Origin of the sequence: Gordonia sp. CPCC 205515 (assembly GCF_048537925.1) — a bacterium.
Lineage (GTDB): Bacteria > Actinomycetota > Actinomycetes > Mycobacteriales > Mycobacteriaceae > Gordonia.
In genome coordinates this window covers 13,178-31,415 of record NZ_JBCLVJ010000012.1, presented here as the reverse complement: position 1 = coordinate 31,415, position 18,238 = coordinate 13,178, and the positions used below count along the sequence as shown (strand labels likewise).

Sequence of the window (18,238 nt, the reverse complement as noted above, 5' to 3'; positions counted from 1 at the left end):
TGTCACAACACAAGAAGAGTAACGCCACGCATTGCGAGGCACAAGAGGGAATCGGAAGCTTTTGCGAATGAAACACAGGGTTTACACGTCGCAACACGTATCCAACGTCCGTATCGAGTTCGCATTGCGCGGACACTCGGCCCGTTATGCTTCGAACATGTCTACCTACTCGCTCGATGACCTCGACCGCGGCATCCTCCGTGAACTCGAGGAAGACGGTCGCCGCGCGTTCCGCGAGATCGGTCGGACGCTCGGGACATCCGAGGCCACGATCCGGGCACGGGTGAAACGCCTGCAGGATCTCAACGTACTGCGGATCGTGGCCTTCGCGGACCCCAATTCACTCGGTACCACGCAGTTGGCGCTGGTCTTCCTCGACGTGGACCCGGCAGACCACGAACGGGTCATCGAGGCGGTATGTGAGCTGCCCGAGGCGACCTACGTGTCGACGGTGATGGGGCGCTTCGACATCTGCGTCGAGCTGCTCGTCACCGACAATGCGGCGCTGTGGAAGTTGATCAACGAGAGGATCGGCCGCATCACCGGGGTGCGCAACGTGGAGACCAACTCGATCATGCGGGTGCACAAGCTGCGCTACGCGACGCCGGTCTGAGCGATTGGCCAGCGCGGGTTCTGTGTGGAAGGATGGACCACGCGTGTGTCACTTGACGCACGTATGCATAAAGAGAGAAGTACACAGCAACATGGCACAGGGAACCGTCAAGTGGTTCAACAGCGAAAAGGGCTTCGGCTTCATCGCTCCGGACAACAGCTCCGATGGGGACGTCTTCGTCCACTACTCGGCTATCCAGGGTGGCGGATACCGCAGCCTGGAAGAGCAGCAGCGCGTCGAGTTCGAGGTCGAGCAGGGCCCCAAGGGCCCGCAGGCGACTCAGGTCACCGCGCTCTGAAATAGAACTTCACACCAGTAACGCCGTCCGGACTCAGGTTCGGGCGGCGTTACTGGTTTTTCCGGCACTCGCCGCCAGGGCGGCGTCGTGCTGGTCGGCCGCGCGCTGCAGGATGCGCGCGGCGTAGAGAACGAGATGGGAGTGGTTGTTCGATCGCGCGGCGGCCTCCGGGTAGCCGGCCTGGTGCAACAAGGCCGCGGCCAGCGGAGACGCGGTCCGCGGCGGAATGACCAGCAGCGTCACCGCGCAGCGGGTGGCGGTGATCGACATCAGCGGCAGCAGTACCGGCGAGTTCTCCGAATCCAGGCCTGGGTAGCGCGAGAACGTACGCCAGTTCACCTCGATGGTGGAGATCGTCCCGATGCGTCCGCGGGCCGCGTCCCGCAGCGCCGGCAGTTCCTGGGAGATCCGTGCGGTGTAGGGGAGCCAGGCCCCGGCGATCGACGCTCGCAGGTCGGGCGCGAGGCGTAGTCGGGTCGGACCGAGGGTCGGTATCACGGCGACAGCCGTGACTCAGTCTCGCCCCGTGGTGGTGGGGGTGTCCGGGGCGTCGGAGAACACGAGGTCATCGGTGGCCGAGGTGGCAACCACGGCCGCATCCGCAACATCCGCGGCGTGCGAGAAGAGCTCGGAATCAGTCAAGGGCATGGAAATCCGTTCAGAAAGGGTGGGCAGGCGATTGTGCCTGCCTACCCGACTCTATGCCCCCGGGAGCGAATTGTCGGCATGGGGTGCCGATGGGACTCGTTCGGACGGTAACGGGCTGGGTCAACTCCCTCGATACGTCGAGTACGCGAACGGACTCAACAGAAGCGGCACGTGATGATGCCGGTCCGGGTCGCTGACCTCGAAGCAGATGTCGACCTCCGGATAGAAACCGTTGATCCCGTTGTCGGAGAACCAGTTTCCGGTGTCGAACACGAGATGATAGATCCCCGGGACCAGTGCGTCGCCGTTGACCTGTCCGATCCGTCCGTCGGCGTCGGTGACACCGGATGACACCTCGGTACCGCTGGCGTCCTGCAGTGTCACCGCGACACCCGTTGCCGGAGAACCGGTTACCGCATCGAGTACATGGGTGGACAGTCCGGTCATGCCTGCGCCGCGCTTTCGTCGAGGAACGCCTCGGCCGGCGTCAGCATCCGAATCAGTCTGCTGCGGTTGATCTTTGCCAGCTCCGACCGCATCGCGCGCCGCTCGGTCGCGGGATCGTTGCCCATCCGCTCCTTCAGGATGCCGAGCAGCACGTCGGCCGGGCGTCCGTTGGCGAACACCAGATAGACGTGGCCGAAGCGTTTCTCGTAGGCCTTGTTCAGTTCCTTGAGCTCGGTGAGCACCGCGGCGTCGGCGCCTGCGACCCCGGACTGTTCGCGCGCCGACGCCGGATTGTCCGGGCGATCGCCGATGCGTGGATGCCCGGCCAGCGCCTCGTCGAGGTCGGTGTCGGTGAGTTCGTCGAGGATCGCGTCCGCGTAGTCGAGGAGTGCGTCGTCGTCGGTGAACGGGCGGGCCTTGGCCACCCGTAGCGCCCAGATCGACGAACTGCAGCACTCGTAGAGCTGATGGATGGCCTTGCGGTCGGACAGTTCGTTGAAACTGGACAATCCTCGCCAATCGACACGACGCATACTCCCAACCCTAGGTGAGTTCGGGCTGCCGGCTGAACCGGGCCGACGTGATCGGGTTGGCGTCGGCGACCAGATCGTCGAAGCGATAGTTCGCGATCTTGGCGATCTCGATGAGCGCGAACGACTTCTCGCTCGTTGGGGAGTTGTCCATGCGGGCCCAGCCGTTGCGCAGGATGCGGTCGTAGCGTTCGGTTTCCCGGGCGCAGATGACCAGCGGGAACCCGAACTGCTCGCGATAGGCGGCGGACAGGTTGACCACGTTCTCGTGCTCGCTCTCCTCGAGGTGCGACAGTCCCTTGTGATCGACGGCGGTGAGTTCGCCGGTCTCTTCGTCTTCGGCACCGAGGTTGGGGAAGGCCTGGATCAGCTCGAGTTGCTCGACGTCGCTGCCGGTCAGCATGGCCTCTTGGAACGCGATCCGCAGATCATGCACATCCTCGAACGGACGCTGATCGAAGGCGCGGTCGACGACCCAGTCGACGTCCTGTACGAGGCTGCCGAAGGTGTCGCGGAACTGCTCGGAGGTCATCGTGTTGACCTCGTCGAGGGTGATGGAACCACCACCGGCCACCGCCGGGCCGCGGCTGCCGACATGGAAGAACAAGAGATTCAACAGGATTGCGGTTATCGCACCCATGGTGATGCCGGTGGAAAAGGGAATCTGCAGGAAGATGTTAGGCATGGCCTGATCGACGCCGGGCAATGCCGGGACGTCGACATGCGCACCCGACTTCTCGATCACCGTCGTCGGGGTCGCCGACTGCGAGAACTGCACGTACAGGGCAACGGCCAGCGAGGTGGCGGAGATGATCAGGTTGCGGTGGTCGGTGAAATCAACCGACGTGAGCGTCTGGATGCCGACGATGGCGACGGTCGCGAACATGATCAGCGCGGCACCGCCGAGCACCGGCGCGGGAATGGATTCGACGACCTTGGCCAGCTTGGGCAGCAGGCCGAGCAGGATCATGATGACGCCGGCGCACGCGACCACCCAGCGGCTCTTCACCCCGGTGAGGCGCACCAGTCCGACGTTCTCGGAGAACGCGGTGTAGGGGAACGAGTTGAACGAACCACCGATGACGGTGGCCAGCCCGTCGGCGCGGACGGTGGCGGCGATGTCCTCCTTCTTGATCCGCTTGCCGACGATCTCGCCGGTGGCGAAGACAGATCCGGTGGATTCGACGGCCACCACCATCAGCACCACGATCAGCGAGACGATTGCGACGAGATCCCAGCGCGGCCAACCGAACGCGAACGGCGGCGTGAAGCCCAGCCAGCTCGCCTCGCCGACCGAGGAGAAGCTCGCGTCGCCGAAACACCACGCGACGAACGTGCCGATCACGAGGCCGAGCAGCACGGCGATCGTCGCCATGAAACCGCGGAAGAAGCGCTGCATCAACACGATCAGCAGGATGGTGCCGAGCACGTAGCAGACCCATTTCCAGTTCGCCGAGTCGTGCAGGTGCGTCGCCGGATCGCTGACGGCGTCGCCGGCGCCGACCGGGATCAGACAGATGCCGATGATGGTGATCAGCGTGCCGGTCACCACCGGCGGCAGGAACCGGATCAGTTTGGCGAAGAACGGGGCGATGAGGAAGGTGAAGACACCCGCCGCGATCACCGCGCCGTAGACCGTCTGCAGGCCGACGCGGCCGCCGCCGTGATTGTTGGCGATCTGGATCACCGGCGCCAGGGTGGCGAACGTGATGCCCTGCAGCAGTGGCAGGCGCACGCCGATCTTCCAGACACCGACCGACTGCAGCAGTGAGGCGATGCCGCAGGTGAACAGGTCGGCGGTGATCAGCATCGTCAGCGCCTCGGAGTCCAGATCGATCGCGCGGGCGATCAGCAGCGGTACCAGCACCGCGCCCGCGTAGAAGGCGACGACGTGCTGGGCGCCGAGCGCGACGAGTTTGCCGGTGGGCGGCACCTGATCGACCGGCGCGACCCGCCGCTTCCTCTTCGATGTCGGGGCTTGCGGGCTGGAGTCCGTTGCCATGTCCCTACTCACCTTCTGCTCACGCGTCGTCAACGCACACGTCGGGGGACCGCGGAGCGTGGTGCGTCCGCGGTGGCAGGTACATAGTGGACCCGGCAGCACGTGCCCGCTGACCGGCGGATCGTATATTTCGGAGACGTAAAAGGGGTCAAACGGACACGGCGACAAGGGATGGGTGACATGGACGCAACCGACGGACAGACGCGCGACAGGAGTGAGCGGGGACCCGCGACGGTGGGCGGGGTGGTCCTCGCCGCCGGTGCCGGGTCCCGCTATGGCGAGCCGAAAATCGGTGCGCACCAAGGGGAGTGGCTCCGGTTGGCGGTGGCTGCGCTGGCTGCCGGGGGCTGCGAGGACGTGGTCGTCGCGATGGGTGCACGGGTTGTCGAGCCGCCTCCGGGTGCGTCGACGCTGAGCGTCCCGGACTGGTCCGTCGGACTGTCGGCGACGGTGCGTCGTGCGCTCGACGCCGCCAGCGAGCGCGGATGGGCGGCAATGGTTTTACACGTTGTTGACACTCCCGACGTCGGACCCGAGGTGGTCGCCCGGCTGCTCGCGACCACGGGTGCCGACCGCGCGGCGCTGGCCCGGGCAGTCTACGACGGTGGCCCCGGTCATCCGGTCTATCTCGGGGCCGATCACTTCGACGCCGTCGGTGCCACTCTGAGCGGCGATACGGGGGCCGGGCGTTATCTCGCGGCGCACACCGACGTCGTCGTGGGTGTCGAATGCGGTGACCTGGCGACGGGTGTCGACCACGACCAGCGGGAAGCGTGAATCGGTTGTGATGTTGATCGGCTACCGATGATCAGCGCAACCGATCGGGGTGTTGCCTCACGGTGACGGAATGACGTCGACCAGTCCGGTGGGTGGGGTGAGGCCGAGTGCGCCCTCGGCGAAGCGGGTCACCGGGCCGACGGCCGCGCTGAGTGCGTCGTCGTAGCCGGTGCGGGCGCGGCCCGAAAGTGTTGCGGCGCCGTCGTCGTCGCGGACACCGATCACCGCGATGAGCTCACCGGTGGTCGGGATGCACACCGCCCACGTGAACAGGGTGTCGTCGGCCCAACCACGCGAAACGACCTCGGTGTAGCCGAGCGGATCGGCGACACCGAGGTCGGTCAGTGCGGAGACGTCGGACAGTCGGTCGTCGGCGCGCAGCGCGCGCAGATACCAACTTCCGGCGTTGATCTCGACTGGTTGCACCCCTGGAGGTGACTACTTGATCTCGAGCAGGAGGGTGCCCTGGGTGACCGCGGCACCGGCCTCGACGGCCAGACCGGTGACCACACCGTCCTTGTGGGCGGTGACCGGGTTCTCCATCTTCATGGCCTCGAGCACGACCACCAGATCGCCGGCGGCGATCTCCTGACCCTCCTCGACCGCGACCTTGACGACGGTGCCCTGCATCGGCGCCTGCACCGAGTCGCCGGACGCGGCAGCGCCGCCACCCTTCTTGCGGGCCCGGGCCTTCGGCTTCTTGCGGACGACACCAGCGGCGCCGCCGCCGCCACCGAGCGACAGGTCGCCGGGCAGCGACACCTCGACGCGACGCCCGCCGACCTCGACGACGACGTTCTGCCGGGGCAGCGACTCGTCCTCCTCGATGGGCTCGGCGCCGGTGTAGGGCTCGATCGGGTTGTCCCAGTCGGTCTCGATCCACTTGGTGTAGATGTCGAACTTCTCGACGCCGTTCTCGTCCTTGTGGCCGTGGAAGGCGGGGTTCTCGACGATGTGGCGGTGGAACGGCAGGACCGTCGCGAGGCCCTCCACCTCGAACTCCGCGAGCGCGCGCCGCGACCGTTCGAGGGCCTGCTCGCGGTTCTCGCCGGTGACGATGAGCTTGGCCAGCATGGAGTCGAACTGACCGCCGATGACGTCGCCGGCGACGACACCGGAGTCGACGCGCACGCCGGGGCCGGTCGGCTCCTTGTAGACGGTGATGGGGCCGGGAGCCGGCAGGAAGTTGCGGCCGGCGTCCTCGCCGTTGATGCGGAACTCGAAGGAGTGCCCGCGCGGGGCCGGGTCCTCGGAGATCTCGAGCTTCTCGCCGTTGGCGATGCGGAACTGCTGGCGGACGAGGTCGATGCCGGAGGTCTCCTCGGTGACCGGGTGCTCGACCTGCAGGCGGGTGTTGACTTCGAGGAAGGAGACGAGGCCGTCGCTGCCGACGAGGAATTCGACAGTGCCTGCACCGTAGTAGCCGGCCTCCCGGCAGATGGCCTTGGCCGCGGAGTGGATCTTGGCGCGCTGCTCCTCGGTCAGGAACGGCGCGGGGGCCTCCTCGACGAGCTTCTGGAAGCGACGCTGCAGTGAGCAGTCACGAGTGCCGGCGACGATGACGTTGCCGTGCTGGTCGGCGATGACCTGCGCCTCGACGTGGCGGGCCTTGTCCAGGTAGCGCTCGACGAAGCACTCGCCGCGACCGAAGGCCGAGATGGCCTCACGGGTCGCCGACTCGAACAGATGCGGGATCTCCTCGATGGTGTAGGCGACCTTCATGCCGCGGCCACCGCCGCCGAACGCGGCCTTGATGGCGATCGGCACACCGTGCTCCTTGGCGAATGCGACAACCTCGTCGGCATCCTTCACCGGGTCCTTGGTGCCCGGTGCCATCGGGGCGTCGGCCTTCAGCGCGATATGGCGGGCGGTGACCTTGTCGCCGAGGTCGCGGATCGACTGCGGGGACGGCCCGATCCAGATGAGGCCCGCATCGATGACGGCCTGGGCGAAGTCACCGTTCTCCGACAGGAATCCGTACCCGGGGTGGATGGCGTCGGCACCGGATTTGGCCGCTGCGTCGAGGATCTTGTCGAACACCAGGTAGGACTCTGCGGAGGTCTGGCCGCCGAGCGCGAAGGCCTCGTCGGCGAGCTTCACGAACTGCGCGTCGGCATCCGGTTCGGCATAGACCGCGACGCTCGCGTAGCCGGCGTCCCGGGCAGCCCGGATGACACGGACCGCGATCTCACCGCGGTTGGCGATCAGGACCTTGGAAATAGTGTTCGCAGAGGTACTTGGCACTTGTTCTCCTGGGCGTTCGCAAAAACAGTCACACGTTCAGGGCAATACCCTAGCCCACCGAGCAATTGTTCGGTGGACCCCACCTCGGTAATTTGCCCGGTTACTGGCGGGTACCAAAAGTGCTGGTGTCGCCGACCTTTCGAATGAGCTGGGTGAAGTCCCGCAGGAACGCATGTACCGGCCCGGTTTCCTCGCCGATCGGCGCGTCCACAGTGGGATTGTTCACTCCCGGCTCACCGGTGGCCGGCAGCAGCGGCGGGCCGGACGGCTCGGGTGGGAATCGCGCGGACAACCGCATCCCGCCGGGTGTCCGGTTGATCCAGAAGTAGACCTCGTGCGGGGCGTAGCTGTGACTGCGCAGCACCTTCGCGCGGCCGGCGTCGGCCTCGGCCGCGCCCGGCGCGTACCGGGTGTCGATGAAGGAGATCACGAAGCGCGGTTCGGCACGGGTGTGCAGGAGTTCGGCCACCCGCAGGAACGGCAGTGACGATCCCTGCCGGGACCGTTTGAGCTCCGCCGTCGCACGTGCGACCGCCTGATCGAAGGTCGGGGAGTCCGACATGTCGATGCAGAACGGGGCGACCGCGACGAACCAGCCGAGCGCGGTGAGCCAGCGCGCGTCGTCGCGGGTGTGTCGGGGCAGGACACAGCGGAACTCCGAATCCCCGCTCTGGGCGTGATAGATCATGGCGAACGCGGCGAGCACCCCGGCGGTCAGCGTGCCACCGGCGGCCGAGCACACGGCGGTGAACCTATTGGTCGCCTCGTCGTCCAGCAGGAGGCCGTACAGCGAGTCCTGGGCGACAGCGGACGCGTCGCTCGGGTCGGGTGCGGGCGCCTCCAGCGCTTCCGGCGGTGTCTCGGCCTCACGGCGACCGATCTCGAAGCCCGGCATGCCGCCGTGACCGGCCGCCAGGAACGACGCCCACGACGCGACGGCCGGATGGTCGGCGCCGGTTTGATCGGTCTGACGTCGTTCGGCGGCACCGAAGTCGACGTAGCTGCCGACCGGCGGCAGCTCGGCCTCGGTGTGGTTGCGCACCGCGCGATAGGAGACCAGCAACTCGTACTGCGCCATGATCAGCGAGTAGCCGTCGAGCAGCGAATGGTCGGCGGCGAACAACAGGGTGAACGAGTCCTCGCGCCCGACCGTGGCGAACATGTACGCCGGCCAGTGCAGCGGTGCGGTCGCGCGGTCGAACGCCCCGGCGATCTGATCGACCAGCGGGCCGGGCGAGGTGTACCAGCCGATGCGACCCATCTTGAGTTTGACCGTGCCCGGTTCCGTGGAGAGCCGGTGCAGCCCGTCGCCCTTGATCACCACGTGGCTGCGCAGCACCTCGTGTCGGTCGATCCACTGCATCAGCGTCGTGCGGATCGCCGGGATGGACAGCGGTTCGTCGAACTCGATGGACACCCCGAGCCACGATTCGCGGCCGCCCTCGCGTCGAGTGGCGAGCCGATACTCGAACGCCGACCGCAGATGCTGTTCGTGGTTGTACGAGGTCAGTCGCGAATCAGCGTCCCACGAGCCGAGGCCGCCCGGCACATACGGCATCCATTCGACGAGGCCACCCGGTTCGATCGGTTCGTCGCGGATCTGGATGAACTTCATTCGCCTGGCGGCGGTGATGTCTGGGATGGGGCGGTTTGCCTGCGCACCTGGCTCTTGATGCGACCGAGCATGCCGGCCATCCCGCGCAGACGCAGCGGGCTCACCGCCGAATCCAGGCCGAGATCGTGATAGAAGTCGCCCGGGACCTCGAGGATCTCTGTCGCGGAGGTGCCGTCGAGACCCTGGGCCAAGATCGACGCGAAACCGCGGGTCGTCGGTGCCTCGGGGGGCGCACTGAAGTAGAGCCGCACTGCCGACGGATCGGCGGCGTCGACCGAGAGGAACACGGGTGACTGGCACTCCGGGACCGGTTCCATGGCGTCTTCGCGGAGGTGGTCGGGAAGATCGGGCAGTTCCCGGGAGAACTCCAGCAGCAACTGCACTCGGTCCGAATCACCCAGTGCGCCAAAATCTTCCACGATCTCGGCGAGAGCGGCGGGCAGGCTCATCGGACCCGCGCTACTTCGTCGTCGGCGCCGAGCCGGGCTCGGGGCCGATCGCGATGGGCACTCGCACCGCGTTACCCCACTCGGTCCAGGAGCCGTCGTAGTTGCGGACATGGGTGTACCCGAGCAGATGCGTCAGCACGAACCAGGTGTGGCTCGAGCGTTCCCCGATCCGGCAGTAGGCGATCGTCGCCGTCGCGGGGTCGAGGTCGCCGTAGATCTCCTCGAGCTCGGGACGGGACCGGAACCGGCCGTCGGGTGCGGCGGCCTTGGCCCACGGGATGGAGATGGCGGTGGGGATGTGGCCGCCGCGCAGCGCGCCCTCTTCGGGGTAGTCCGGCATGTGGGTGCGTTCGCCGGTGTACTCCTGCGGCGAACGCACGTCGACGAGCGGCTCGGTGCCGAGGGCGGCGAGCACGTCGGCGGCGTAGATGCGGATGCGGCTGTCGTCGCGCTCGACGACCGGGTAGTCCGACCGCGGATAGTCCGGGACGTCGAACGAGGTATCCCGATCCTCCGACATCCACGCGTCGCGACCGCCGTCGAGCAGGCGCACGTCCTCGTGGCCGAAGAGGGTGAACACCCACAGGGCGTAGGCGGCCCACCAGTTGCTCTTGTCGCCGTAGATGACGATCGTGTCGTCGCGGGCGATGCCCTTGCTGCGCATCAGTTCGGCGAACTGCTCACCGTCGATGTAGTCGCGGGTGACCGGATCGTTGAGGTGCAGATGCCAGTCGACCTTCTGCGCGGTGGGGATGTGACCGACGTCATAGAGCAGCACATCCTCGTCGGACTCGATGATCTTGAGTCCCGGGGCACCCAGGTGCGCCGACAGCCATTCGGTGGTCACCAGACGCTCCGGATGGGCGTAGGCCGCGAAGGCGGGATTCGGGTCGGTCGGGACGCTCAACGTGGTCCTCCAAAAGAGTTCGCGATCTGGCGGCCGAGATGGCGACCGATCGGCCTGTGCTGTCGTGATGAGACTACCGACTGATGGGGTGTAGCGGTGTCCGGCGTGCCGCACCGCCGGTGGTCGGGATGTCGATGAGGAAATCATTCAGCGCATCGAGCACGCGGGACATGGTGTCCGCGGCGATCTGCGTGTCGGGGAATCGGGCGCGTAGGTGGATGCCGTCGTCGTCGCGCCAGAACCACCACTGGGCGGTGTCGGACTGTCGGCCGCTGGAGATGTGGTGCACCCGTACACGCGGCAGCTTCAGCTGGCGGTAGTCGATGTAGGACGCCATGAAGACGTCGTGCCGGGTGGTCTTCAGCTGGGCGGCGTAGGTCGTATAGACCGGGGTCACGCCGATCTCGGCCAGGGGTAGCGCCGCACCCAACCGGCGGGTGGTGGTCCGCATCGCCGAGCCCGCCGAGCCGTCGCTCGTCGCGGTCATCGGGGCGTTGCCGACGATCCAGCCGACCGATCGCCTGCTGGAGTGGCTGCGCCGCAGATGAACCGGGATGACCACCGGCAGCTCGAGTGGACCACCGCAGTCATGCACGGCGGCAGCGAGGCCGGTCAGCAGCGCGGGGAAGGTGCGGGCGTCGAGGGTGTGCACCGCGCGCTCGAATGCCCGGCCCTGCGCCGCGGTCAGCAGCGTGCGCACGTCGGTGCGCGCCGGAGCCGTCTCGCCGGGCGCAACGCCCAGATCGAGGGGGAATTCCGGTACCTGCCAGTCATTTTCGGTGAAGAACCGGCCCCACGCGGCCAGGCGCGGGTCGTCCGGCCCAATGGGCGGGGCGGTTTGTTCGGTACGCCGCAGATCGAGGAAGCTGTCGGCGGCCGCGATGGGTCGGCCGCCGAGGCCGTCGAAGATGTTCGACGCGATGATGCCCAGCGAGTAGGCGTCGACGTAGACATGGTCGAAGGCACACACCAGCGTCGTCGACGACGGTGTGCGAATGGCGGCGAAATGGTGTCCAAGCGGTTCGAAAGGGGAGCAGCCCGAGGCGATTTCGGCGAAGACCTGGTCGGTGGGTGCCAGCGTGGAGACGCCGGGCTGTGCCTCGACGGCGACTGCGTCGGGACCGAGCAGCATGCGCTGGTGGTTCTCGGCCGCGTCGGTGACGAAATGGGTGCGCAGGATCTCGTGGCGATCGAGCACCGCCCGGATGCCGCGGGTGATCTCGGTGACCTGCACCCACCCCGGGATCTCGACGGCGATCGCGAGCCACCCCGACCGCCCGGTCCGACGCACCGAATCGAGGTGAAACGTCTCGTTCTCCGACGGTGTCGCATCCGAGGGCCGGCCCGGTCCGGTCGCACGCAGCGTCCAGCGGATCAGCTCACCGGAGGGGAGCGTGATGTCGTCGACGCTGCACAACTTCATCGGGAAAGGCCTGTCAGTTCGGTGTCGACGCCACGGCGCAACGGTGTCGTCACGAGGGGGTCCTCACCCGCAGCGTAGGCGCTCAGCAGGCGCGACACCACATCCAGGTAGGTGGTCAACGTCTGCCGCGCCACGTCGTTGTCGGGCAGCTGCGCACCGACCTCCAGCCGATCGGGGAACCGACTGAACCACATGTTCGCGTTGCGCGTGCGGCCGATGCCGGTGAACATCGTCGCCTGGGTCACGGTCGGGTCGTCGAGCCCCGGCGTGCGCCGGAAGTCGATGTAGGACACCATCTGTGGCGAATCGGCCGTCGGTTGATAGGCGCCTTCGGCGGCCAGCGTGCCGAGCACCGCATGCACCGGAACCGTGCCGAGATCGCGGGCCCGGCGCACGGCGGCACTGGCCTCGGCCACCAACGCCGAGAAGGGAGCGGCGGGATCGATCGGGAAGGCGACGGGCGCGAAGTTGCAGAGCCAGCCCTGGGTGTCGAGGGTCTCCGCGGTCCGGGTCGACAGCACGGTGGCCGTGAAATAGCGGTCCGCACCGGTCAATTCGTGGAGCGCGGCAGCAAGCGCGGCATAGATGACGCCGGTGAACGTCACCTCCGGGCGGGACCGGGCGTCGCATCCGGCGAGTCGGTCAACGTCGAGTAGATCGCGGACCAGGATGTGCGCGGGCATCGGGGTACGTGCATCGTCCAGCCCCAGGGGCAGTGGGAATCCGGGCACGACGCCGCCGGTGGTGGCCAGGATGGTCCGCCAGTCCTCGACCCGCGGATCATCGGGACGCAGCTCCGCGGCGAGCACCTTTTCGGCACTGATGTGATCGGTGAAGCTCGCCGCCGACGCGGGTGCGGGCGGCGATCCCGCCCGATGTGCCCGGTAGCGGCCGGCGATCTCGTGGAGCGCGGCGATCTGGGAGAACCCGTCCGAATGTGCATGGTCCATGCCCAGATAGAACGTGAACCGGTCGCCGCCGTCGGCGGCGCCGAACACCACGCCCGGCATTCGGTCGGGTAGCGCCTGCGCTTCGATGCGATCGACGATGTGCCGCACCAGATCCTCGCCGTCGAGCTCGATTCCGTCGTCGACGGTCACCAGGGTGATCGCGTCGGCGGGGGCGACACTGCGCACCACACCGGTCGGCGTCGCCGCGTAGACGGCGCGCAGTTCGTCGTGGCGGCGCACGAAGTCGGTCAGGGCCGCCGCCATGGCATCGCGGTCCAGCGGTTCGTCGAACACCGTGATGCTGGCCGCGGTACCGGTATGCGGCTCCCCGGCCGCGCGCTTGGCCGCGACGCCCGCAAGGTGGTCGAGTTGCAGGAAACTCGCCCCGTCCGGGGTGGGAACCGTTGCAGCGGAGACCTTTTCCGGGTCGGTCAGCACCCAGTGCAGCACCGGCCCGCCGACCGCGGGATGACGAAGTGTGGGAATGCGGGACATGGCGTGATCCGTCACGCGTGCTGCGCGGCGACCGTCGAGGTGTCGATCGTCAGGTCGCCGTCGGCGATGACCGTCCGCAGGATCTGATGGAACGTCGAGATGAAGGTGTGGACCTCGTCGGCCGTGGCCCCGGTGGGGAATCGCGACGAGATGTTGGTGCCGTCGGGCACCCGGTTGATCCAGAAGTAGACCTCGTCGGCCATCCGCGTCGAACTCCGCAGCACCCGGGCGGCCCGGGCATCCCACAGGTCCGCGCCCTCGGCGTGGCGGAGATCGATGTAGGACACCACCAGTCCGGGCGGCGTCGTGTCGCCGCCGAGGAGGTCGGCGATCGGCGCGAACGGGGCCGCGCCGACGTGCTTGTAGTCGTTGGCGGTGCCGGCCACGGCGGACAGGCCCTCACGGAAGGTCGTGGCCTCACCGAGTCGCAGATGCACCGGGATGATGCCGACGAACCAGCCTGCGGCCTCGCCCCACCGCACCTCGGTGCGCGTGTGGATCGGATTGAGGAAGCGCAGGTCGCTCGAGCCGGTCAGCCGCCGGGCGGTGATGGCCAGCGCGGTGTAGATACCGGCTTGCATGTTGGCGCCCGCGTCCTTGCACAGGGCGTGGAATGCGGCGGTCTCGTCGGCATCGAGCAACCACGACGACAGAGTTGCCTGAAACCCGTGATCCGGCACCCGTTCGGCGGTGATCGACGGGTCGCTCATGGTGGCCGCGTCGGGTAGACGCGGGAAGCGTGGCATCGGATTCGGTTGCGTACCAACCGGATCGGCTGCGGCGAAGAACCGACTCCACCCCTCGACCGCGCGGTCATCGGTGCCGATCGCCTCGCCGGCCGTGCGCTCGGCATCGGAGAAGTCGACGTAGCTGCCGAAATCGGCCAGCCCGTCGGGGGTTCCGTCGAGCGCCGACTGATACAGCGCGGTCAGTTCCTTGATGGCGAACACCTGGGTATAGGCGTCCATCACGGTGTGATCGGCGGCGAACACCAGCAGGAACGCGTCGTCGCGATCGGTCAGCTCGACGGTCACCGCGACACAGTGGGGCCACCGGAGCGGATTCACCGTGGTATTGAAGTACTCGTTCATGATCTCGAATACCCGTGTGCTGCTGAGCGATTCGCCCAGCGAGCGGTCGGTCACCGTGACCGCCTCGACGGGCAGGGTCACCCGCTGCAGGTCGTCGTCGGCGATCCGGACCGAGGTGCGGAACGCCTCGTGGCGGTCATACCAGCGGCCCAGGGTGGTGCGCATCGCGTCGGCGTCGAGTGGACGCTCGACGAGGAACGCGGTGCCGATCCACTGGCTGTACCAGTCGTCGCCCTCGGTCGCGGCGCGGCGTGCGTGTTCGACGTGCATGTAGGACAGGCGGCGGGAGTCCTGGGCCCACGCATCGGCGGCGGCGGTCGGCTCCCATGCCGTCATGGTTCCCGCGGGCAGCGGGTAATCGGCCAGTTCGGTGTATTCCACGAAATCTCCTTGCTCGGAACCGGAATGTCCCCCGACGGGTTCACTGGATAGGGATCTCCACTGCGGACGCTACCGCGAACCGATGGTGCCCGCAGGATGAGAGAGTCGAATATTCAAGTAGGACAATCGATCCAGTTGTCCAGGTCACGCTCGGGACAGTGAACGGTTGATGAACGGCCAGCTCTGGTGCAGTTGGTCGACCCAGTACGGCCACGAATGTGTGCCCGGACTCACATACCGGAACTCCGCGGGAATGCCCTGCGCGGCAAGCCGTTGCTGGAGGTTTCGGGTACACACTTGCGATCCGAACTCGATGGCACCGCCGACGGCCTGCCGGTTCATCGGGTCGGTGTTGCCCGGATAGCCCGGGGCGTCGTAGGCGCCGGACAGGCCGGTGCCGGTGGAGACGTAGATGTCGGTTCCACGCAGGCCGCCGGAACGCGCGACGACGTCGTGCGCCGCCCAGCCCGGCGAACCGGGTGGGCCCCACATGTTGTCTGGATTGCCGCCGAACGTGGAGACGATGCCGCGCGGGTAGGCCTCGCCGGCCGGCCCCGTGGTGGTGTAGCACCCGCTGTAGGCGGCGACGGTGCGGTAGAAGCGGGGATTGCGCGCGGCGAGCATCAATGCGGACCCGGCGCCCATGGACAGTCCGGCGATCGCGCGTCGGCCGTTGCCGGCGAACCGGGCGTCGATCAGCGGCGGCAGTTCCTTGGTGAGGAACGTCTCCCACCGGTAGCGACCGAGTTTCGGGTCGTCGCGCTGCCAGTCGGTGTAGAAACTGCCGTTGCCTGCCAGCGGCAGGGCGACGTTGACGTTCTTGTCGGCGAAGAACCGCGCGGCGTCGGACTTGATGAGCCAGATGCTGTTCTTCGGATCCTGCTCACCGAGGCCGCTGAGCATGTAGAGCGTCGGACGTGGTCCGCTCGGACGCCGTGGCGTCAGCACCTGGACCTTGATGGTCTTGCGCATCGCCGCGGAGTAGACGTAGGCGGCGAATTGCGTTGGGCCCTCCTGCTCGACACGCTCGATGATCGGGCGGGAGGGGGCTGCGTGTGCGGCCGGAACGGCGGTCGCCACGCCCGCGAGGGCACTCAGGACGGTCGCCACGAGGATCAGGCCGCGGCGGCCGATCGGGTGGCGCTGCCGACCCTGAGCGCGGGTGAGTTGGTCGCGCAGGGCGGTCATCGCACTCCTTTGGTCGACGTGAAGTAAGGGTTACCTAAGCACATTTCGTTGCCGTTGCAAACAACCTAGTGATCGTGCTGCGCGATGGGAAATGAAAGTGATCTATCTCACCATTGTGTGGCGGTCAAACCCCAACGTAGACATTCGTTTTGGACGATTGACCGAAGTGCGTCGACGCTGGGGAAGGCATACGGATCGAGTCCGGACACCGAGAGAGTGACCGCGTCTCCGCATTCGTTGAGCCAGACGGAGAGGGCGCCGCGTAACGCGGACCGACGGGTCGGGTCGGCGCCCGGTGTGACCGCGCGGCCGGCAAACGAGTCGGCGCGGTCCGGATCGCCCAGTCCGGCGTAGACCGGGTCGAGGACACCGTTGTTGGAGGCCAGTGCCAGCGGGGTGGCGGCGTTGCGGCTCAGCGCCGCGACCGCCGCGTCCGGCAGGGCCTGCATCAGCGGTTGCAGGCGCACCAGCAGACTCGGCTCGGTGTCGGCGCCCTGATAGGCCGCGCGGGCCAGTTCGCGGATCGGGCCGAGATCGCGGGACTTGCTCAACTCTGCGGGCACGTCGACGCTGACCCCGGTGGTGGAATTGGCGCGGGTATCGCCTTCGTCGCGCACGGACATCGGCACCGACACGCGCACCCGGTCGTCCCACGACGCCCGGCCCGCGGCCACGGTCAGTCCCACCACGACGGCGATGAACAGTGCGTTGCTCGAGCCGCCTGCCGCGGTTGCGGTCGCCCGCCACTGTGCGGCCGGGATGGCGGCCACGGCGAACGGGAGGTGGGCGTCGGCGTCGGGCGGTGGCGGATCGGTCCGGGCGGGTGCCGTCTGTGACGTGATGACCGGCGGTTGCGCACCGGTGACCTCGGTCTGCCCGGCCCGTGCGGACCATGCGTGTCCGGCAAGTCCGACGAGGTTGCGGCCGATCGTGATCGCCTGGCCGGTCGCGTCCCGCAGATCGTCGAGGAGGGAGGGGCGCGTCGGGTGATAGTCGGGCAGGGTGCCGGCGCCCAGGGCGGTGAGCATGGCGTTGCGTCCCATCCACCCATCGCCGACGGCGTGTGAGGTGCAGCGCGACACGATGCCGCCGCCCGAGGCGAGCGGCGCGGCCCGCAATTCCCAGACCGGACCGTCGGTCAGATCGAAGGTGACGTCGGCGGCCGCGTCGATCCACGACATGATCTCGTCGTCGGCGATCTCGGCGTCGAGATGGACGCGGCCGAAGGGTGTCTCGGGTGCGGTCCAGTAGCTGCGGGCGAGTGGCAGGCGCGCGGCGTGTAGCCGCCGGCTCGCCGGGGTCTGGTCCAGCTGTGTCGCGAGGTGCGTCAGCTCCTCGGCGGTCAACGGCGACCGCAGGCGCCAGATGCCCTGACTGACCACCGGCAGGCCGACGGCCCGGTCCATGCGGATGAACAGGTCGTCGTCGTAGGTCGTGCGCTGTACTGCTGGGGTCACGCGGCACAGCGTAGTGACGGGCGGCCGGTCCGGCCACCGCTCGCCGTTGTGAGTTATTTCGCTGTATCGGTTCCCGGTGACCAGAAGTCGGCGACGGCGAGCCCGACCCGACCGAGCAATGTGGCCACCAACGGCAGGCCGATGCCGATCACCGCCGACGGATCGCCGTCGATGCGTTCGATCAGCCACCCGCCGTAGCCGTCGAGGGTGAATGCCCCGGCCACCTCGAGCGGCTCACCCGTCGCCACATACGCCTCGATCATCGCATCCGACGCGTCAGTGAAATATACGGTGGTGGAGGAGGTTCCGCTCGACTCGCGGGGATCGGAGCCGGGCTCGCGGCGGATCACGTGATGGCCGGTCAGCAGGTCGGCGTGACCACCTCGCATCTGCCGCCACTGTGCCGCAGCGACCTCTGCGGTGTGTGGCTTGCCGAGGAGTCGGCCGTCCAGCAACAGCATCGAATCACAGGCCACCACAACGGAATCGGAGTCATCCTCGCGGGACGCGGCCATGTCGTTGCAGCGGGCTGCGACCACGGCACGCGCCTTGGCCTCGGCCAGTGCGCGCACCACCTCGGCCGGTGGCGTGCCGGATGGTAGCGCAGCGGTCACCGCGTCTTCGTCGACATCGGAGACGTGCACGACCGGGTCGATACCGGCCGCGCGCAGCACCCGATACCGCGCCGGGGAGGCCGAGGCGAGGACGAACCGCCGGCTCAAG

19 protein-coding genes are annotated in these 18,238 nt (G+C 67.6%); 3 read left to right on the top strand and 16 right to left on the bottom strand.

Going from position 1 to position 18,238, the window contains the following annotated elements; all coding sequences use genetic code 11:
• The first annotated feature begins 157 nt into the window (after positions 1–157).
• Both AAFP30_RS19525 and AAFP30_RS19520 read left to right on the top strand, forming a co-directional pair.
• The gene (locus tag AAFP30_RS19525; protein ID WP_419231661.1) at positions 158–613 is read left to right on the top strand and encodes an Lrp/AsnC family transcriptional regulator; all 456 of its coding nucleotides are present in this window, start codon (positions 158–160) and stop codon (positions 611–613) included.
• A 91-nt stretch (positions 614–704) separates the two neighbouring features.
• Positions 705–911 carry a cold-shock protein gene (locus AAFP30_RS19520; RefSeq protein WP_419231660.1) on the top strand — a complete coding sequence of 69 codons (207 nt, stop codon included), beginning with the start codon at positions 705–707 and terminating at the stop codon, positions 909–911.
• A gap of 33 nt (positions 912–944) precedes the next feature.
• Here the strand turns inward: AAFP30_RS19520 and AAFP30_RS19515 are convergent, their stop codons facing one another.
• The 5 genes from AAFP30_RS19515 to uraD (AAFP30_RS19495) form a co-directional block, all read right to left on the bottom strand.
• A complete protein-coding gene (locus tag AAFP30_RS19515) occupies positions 945–1,409 on the bottom strand; it encodes a DUF5994 family protein (protein ID WP_419231659.1) in 465 nt (154 codons plus the stop codon).
• A 15-nt stretch (positions 1,410–1,424) separates the two neighbouring features.
• Complete coding sequence (locus AAFP30_RS19510; protein WP_419231658.1) at positions 1,425–1,559, bottom strand: hypothetical protein; 135 nt, start codon at positions 1,557–1,559, stop codon at positions 1,425–1,427.
• Positions 1,560–1,679: 120 nt separating this feature from the next.
• Positions 1,680–2,006 carry a hydroxyisourate hydrolase gene (uraH, locus tag AAFP30_RS19505; RefSeq protein WP_419231657.1) on the bottom strand — a complete coding sequence of 109 codons (327 nt, stop codon included), beginning with the start codon at positions 2,004–2,006 and terminating at the stop codon, positions 1,680–1,682.
• Positions 2,003–2,539: a 2-oxo-4-hydroxy-4-carboxy-5-ureidoimidazoline decarboxylase gene (gene uraD / locus AAFP30_RS19500; protein ID WP_419231656.1), complete on the bottom strand. Its 537-nt coding sequence runs from the start codon at positions 2,537–2,539 to the stop codon at positions 2,003–2,005. The genes uraH and uraD (AAFP30_RS19500) overlap by 4 nt, the downstream gene beginning before the upstream one ends.
• 10 nt (positions 2,540–2,549) lie before the next feature.
• Positions 2,550–4,538, bottom strand: a complete 1,989-nt coding sequence (gene uraD / locus AAFP30_RS19495; protein ID WP_419231655.1) for a 2-oxo-4-hydroxy-4-carboxy-5-ureidoimidazoline decarboxylase — start codon at positions 4,536–4,538, stop codon at positions 2,550–2,552.
• Positions 4,539–4,718: 180 nt separating this feature from the next.
• Here uraD (AAFP30_RS19495) and AAFP30_RS19490 point away from each other — a divergent pair, with 180 nt between their 5' ends.
• Positions 4,719–5,315 (top strand): nucleotidyltransferase family protein, encoded by a 597-nt coding sequence (locus AAFP30_RS19490; RefSeq protein ID WP_419231654.1) that lies wholly within the window; start codon positions 4,719–4,721, stop codon positions 5,313–5,315.
• A gap of 57 nt (positions 5,316–5,372) precedes the next feature.
• On the opposite strand, the gene AAFP30_RS19485 is transcribed toward AAFP30_RS19490, so the two are convergent.
• From AAFP30_RS19485 to AAFP30_RS19435, 11 genes are all read right to left on the bottom strand, one after another.
• Positions 5,373–5,741 carry a hypothetical protein gene (locus AAFP30_RS19485; protein ID WP_419231653.1) on the bottom strand — a complete coding sequence of 123 codons (369 nt, stop codon included), beginning with the start codon at positions 5,739–5,741 and terminating at the stop codon, positions 5,373–5,375.
• A gap of 12 nt (positions 5,742–5,753) precedes the next feature.
• Complete coding sequence (locus AAFP30_RS19480) at positions 5,754–7,559, bottom strand: acetyl/propionyl/methylcrotonyl-CoA carboxylase subunit alpha (protein WP_419231652.1); 1,806 nt, start codon at positions 7,557–7,559, stop codon at positions 5,754–5,756.
• Positions 7,560–7,659: 100 nt separating this feature from the next.
• The gene (locus AAFP30_RS19475) at positions 7,660–9,174 is read right to left on the bottom strand and encodes a condensation domain-containing protein (RefSeq protein WP_419231651.1); all 1,515 of its coding nucleotides are present in this window, start codon (positions 9,172–9,174) and stop codon (positions 7,660–7,662) included.
• Positions 9,171–9,623 (bottom strand): SufE family protein, encoded by a 453-nt coding sequence (locus AAFP30_RS19470; protein ID WP_419231650.1) that lies wholly within the window; start codon positions 9,621–9,623, stop codon positions 9,171–9,173. The genes AAFP30_RS19475 and AAFP30_RS19470 overlap by 4 nt, the downstream gene beginning before the upstream one ends.
• 10 nt (positions 9,624–9,633) lie before the next feature.
• Entirely contained in the window at positions 9,634–10,530 is an 897-nt protein-coding gene (locus AAFP30_RS19465; protein ID WP_419231649.1) for a sulfurtransferase, read from the bottom strand.
• A 73-nt stretch (positions 10,531–10,603) separates the two neighbouring features.
• Positions 10,604–11,953 (bottom strand): condensation protein, encoded by a 1,350-nt coding sequence (locus AAFP30_RS19460; protein ID WP_419231648.1) that lies wholly within the window; start codon positions 11,951–11,953, stop codon positions 10,604–10,606.
• Entirely contained in the window at positions 11,950–13,398 is a 1,449-nt protein-coding gene (locus AAFP30_RS19455; protein ID WP_419231647.1) for a condensation domain-containing protein, read from the bottom strand. Before AAFP30_RS19455 ends, AAFP30_RS19460 begins: the two co-directional genes overlap by 4 nt.
• Positions 13,399–13,409: 11 nt before the next feature.
• Positions 13,410–14,870, bottom strand: a complete 1,461-nt coding sequence (locus AAFP30_RS19450) for a condensation domain-containing protein (RefSeq protein ID WP_419231646.1) — start codon at positions 14,868–14,870, stop codon at positions 13,410–13,412.
• 144 nt (positions 14,871–15,014) lie between these two features.
• A complete protein-coding gene (locus AAFP30_RS19445; RefSeq protein WP_419231645.1) occupies positions 15,015–16,058 on the bottom strand; it encodes an alpha/beta hydrolase in 1,044 nt (347 codons plus the stop codon).
• Positions 16,059–16,165: 107 nt separating this feature from the next.
• Positions 16,166–17,515, bottom strand: coding sequence for a hypothetical protein (locus AAFP30_RS19440; RefSeq protein WP_419231644.1), 1,350 nt, complete (start codon positions 17,513–17,515; stop codon positions 16,166–16,168).
• Positions 17,516–17,568: 53 nt separating this feature from the next.
• A complete protein-coding gene (locus AAFP30_RS19435; RefSeq protein WP_419231643.1) occupies positions 17,569–18,237 on the bottom strand; it encodes a Maf family protein in 669 nt (222 codons plus the stop codon).
• Between the last annotated feature and the right edge of the window lies 1 nt (position 18,238).

Bases quoted from the DNA above. Each gene is read 5' to 3' on its own strand.
- AAFP30_RS19525 (WP_419231661.1), top strand. From the start codon at position 158: ATGTCTACCTACTCGCTCGATGACCTCGACCGCGGCATCCTCCGTGAA.
- AAFP30_RS19490 (WP_419231654.1), top strand. From the start codon at position 4,719: ATGGACGCAACCGACGGACAGACGCGCGACAGGAGTGAGCGGGGACCC.
- uraD (WP_419231656.1), bottom strand. From the start codon at position 2,539: ATGCGTCGTGTCGATTGGCGAGGATTGTCCAGTTTCAACGAACTGTCC.
- AAFP30_RS19445 (WP_419231645.1), bottom strand. From the start codon at position 16,058: ATGACCGCCCTGCGCGACCAACTCACCCGCGCTCAGGGTCGGCAGCGC.
- AAFP30_RS19455 (WP_419231647.1), bottom strand. From the start codon at position 13,398: ATGTCCCGCATTCCCACACTTCGTCATCCCGCGGTCGGCGGGCCGGTG.
- AAFP30_RS19470 (WP_419231650.1), bottom strand. From the start codon at position 9,623: ATGAGCCTGCCCGCCGCTCTCGCCGAGATCGTGGAAGATTTTGGCGCA.
- AAFP30_RS19510 (WP_419231658.1), bottom strand. From the start codon at position 1,559: ATGCCCTTGACTGATTCCGAGCTCTTCTCGCACGCCGCGGATGTTGCG.
- AAFP30_RS19460 (WP_419231648.1), bottom strand. From the start codon at position 11,953: ATGAAGTTGTGCAGCGTCGACGACATCACGCTCCCCTCCGGTGAGCTG.
- AAFP30_RS19475 (WP_419231651.1), bottom strand. From the start codon at position 9,174: ATGAAGTTCATCCAGATCCGCGACGAACCGATCGAACCGGGTGGCCTC.
- uraH (WP_419231657.1), bottom strand. From the start codon at position 2,006: ATGACCGGACTGTCCACCCATGTACTCGATGCGGTAACCGGTTCTCCG.
- AAFP30_RS19520 (WP_419231660.1), top strand. From the start codon at position 705: ATGGCACAGGGAACCGTCAAGTGGTTCAACAGCGAAAAGGGCTTCGGC.
- uraD (WP_419231655.1), bottom strand. From the start codon at position 4,538: ATGGCAACGGACTCCAGCCCGCAAGCCCCGACATCGAAGAGGAAGCGG.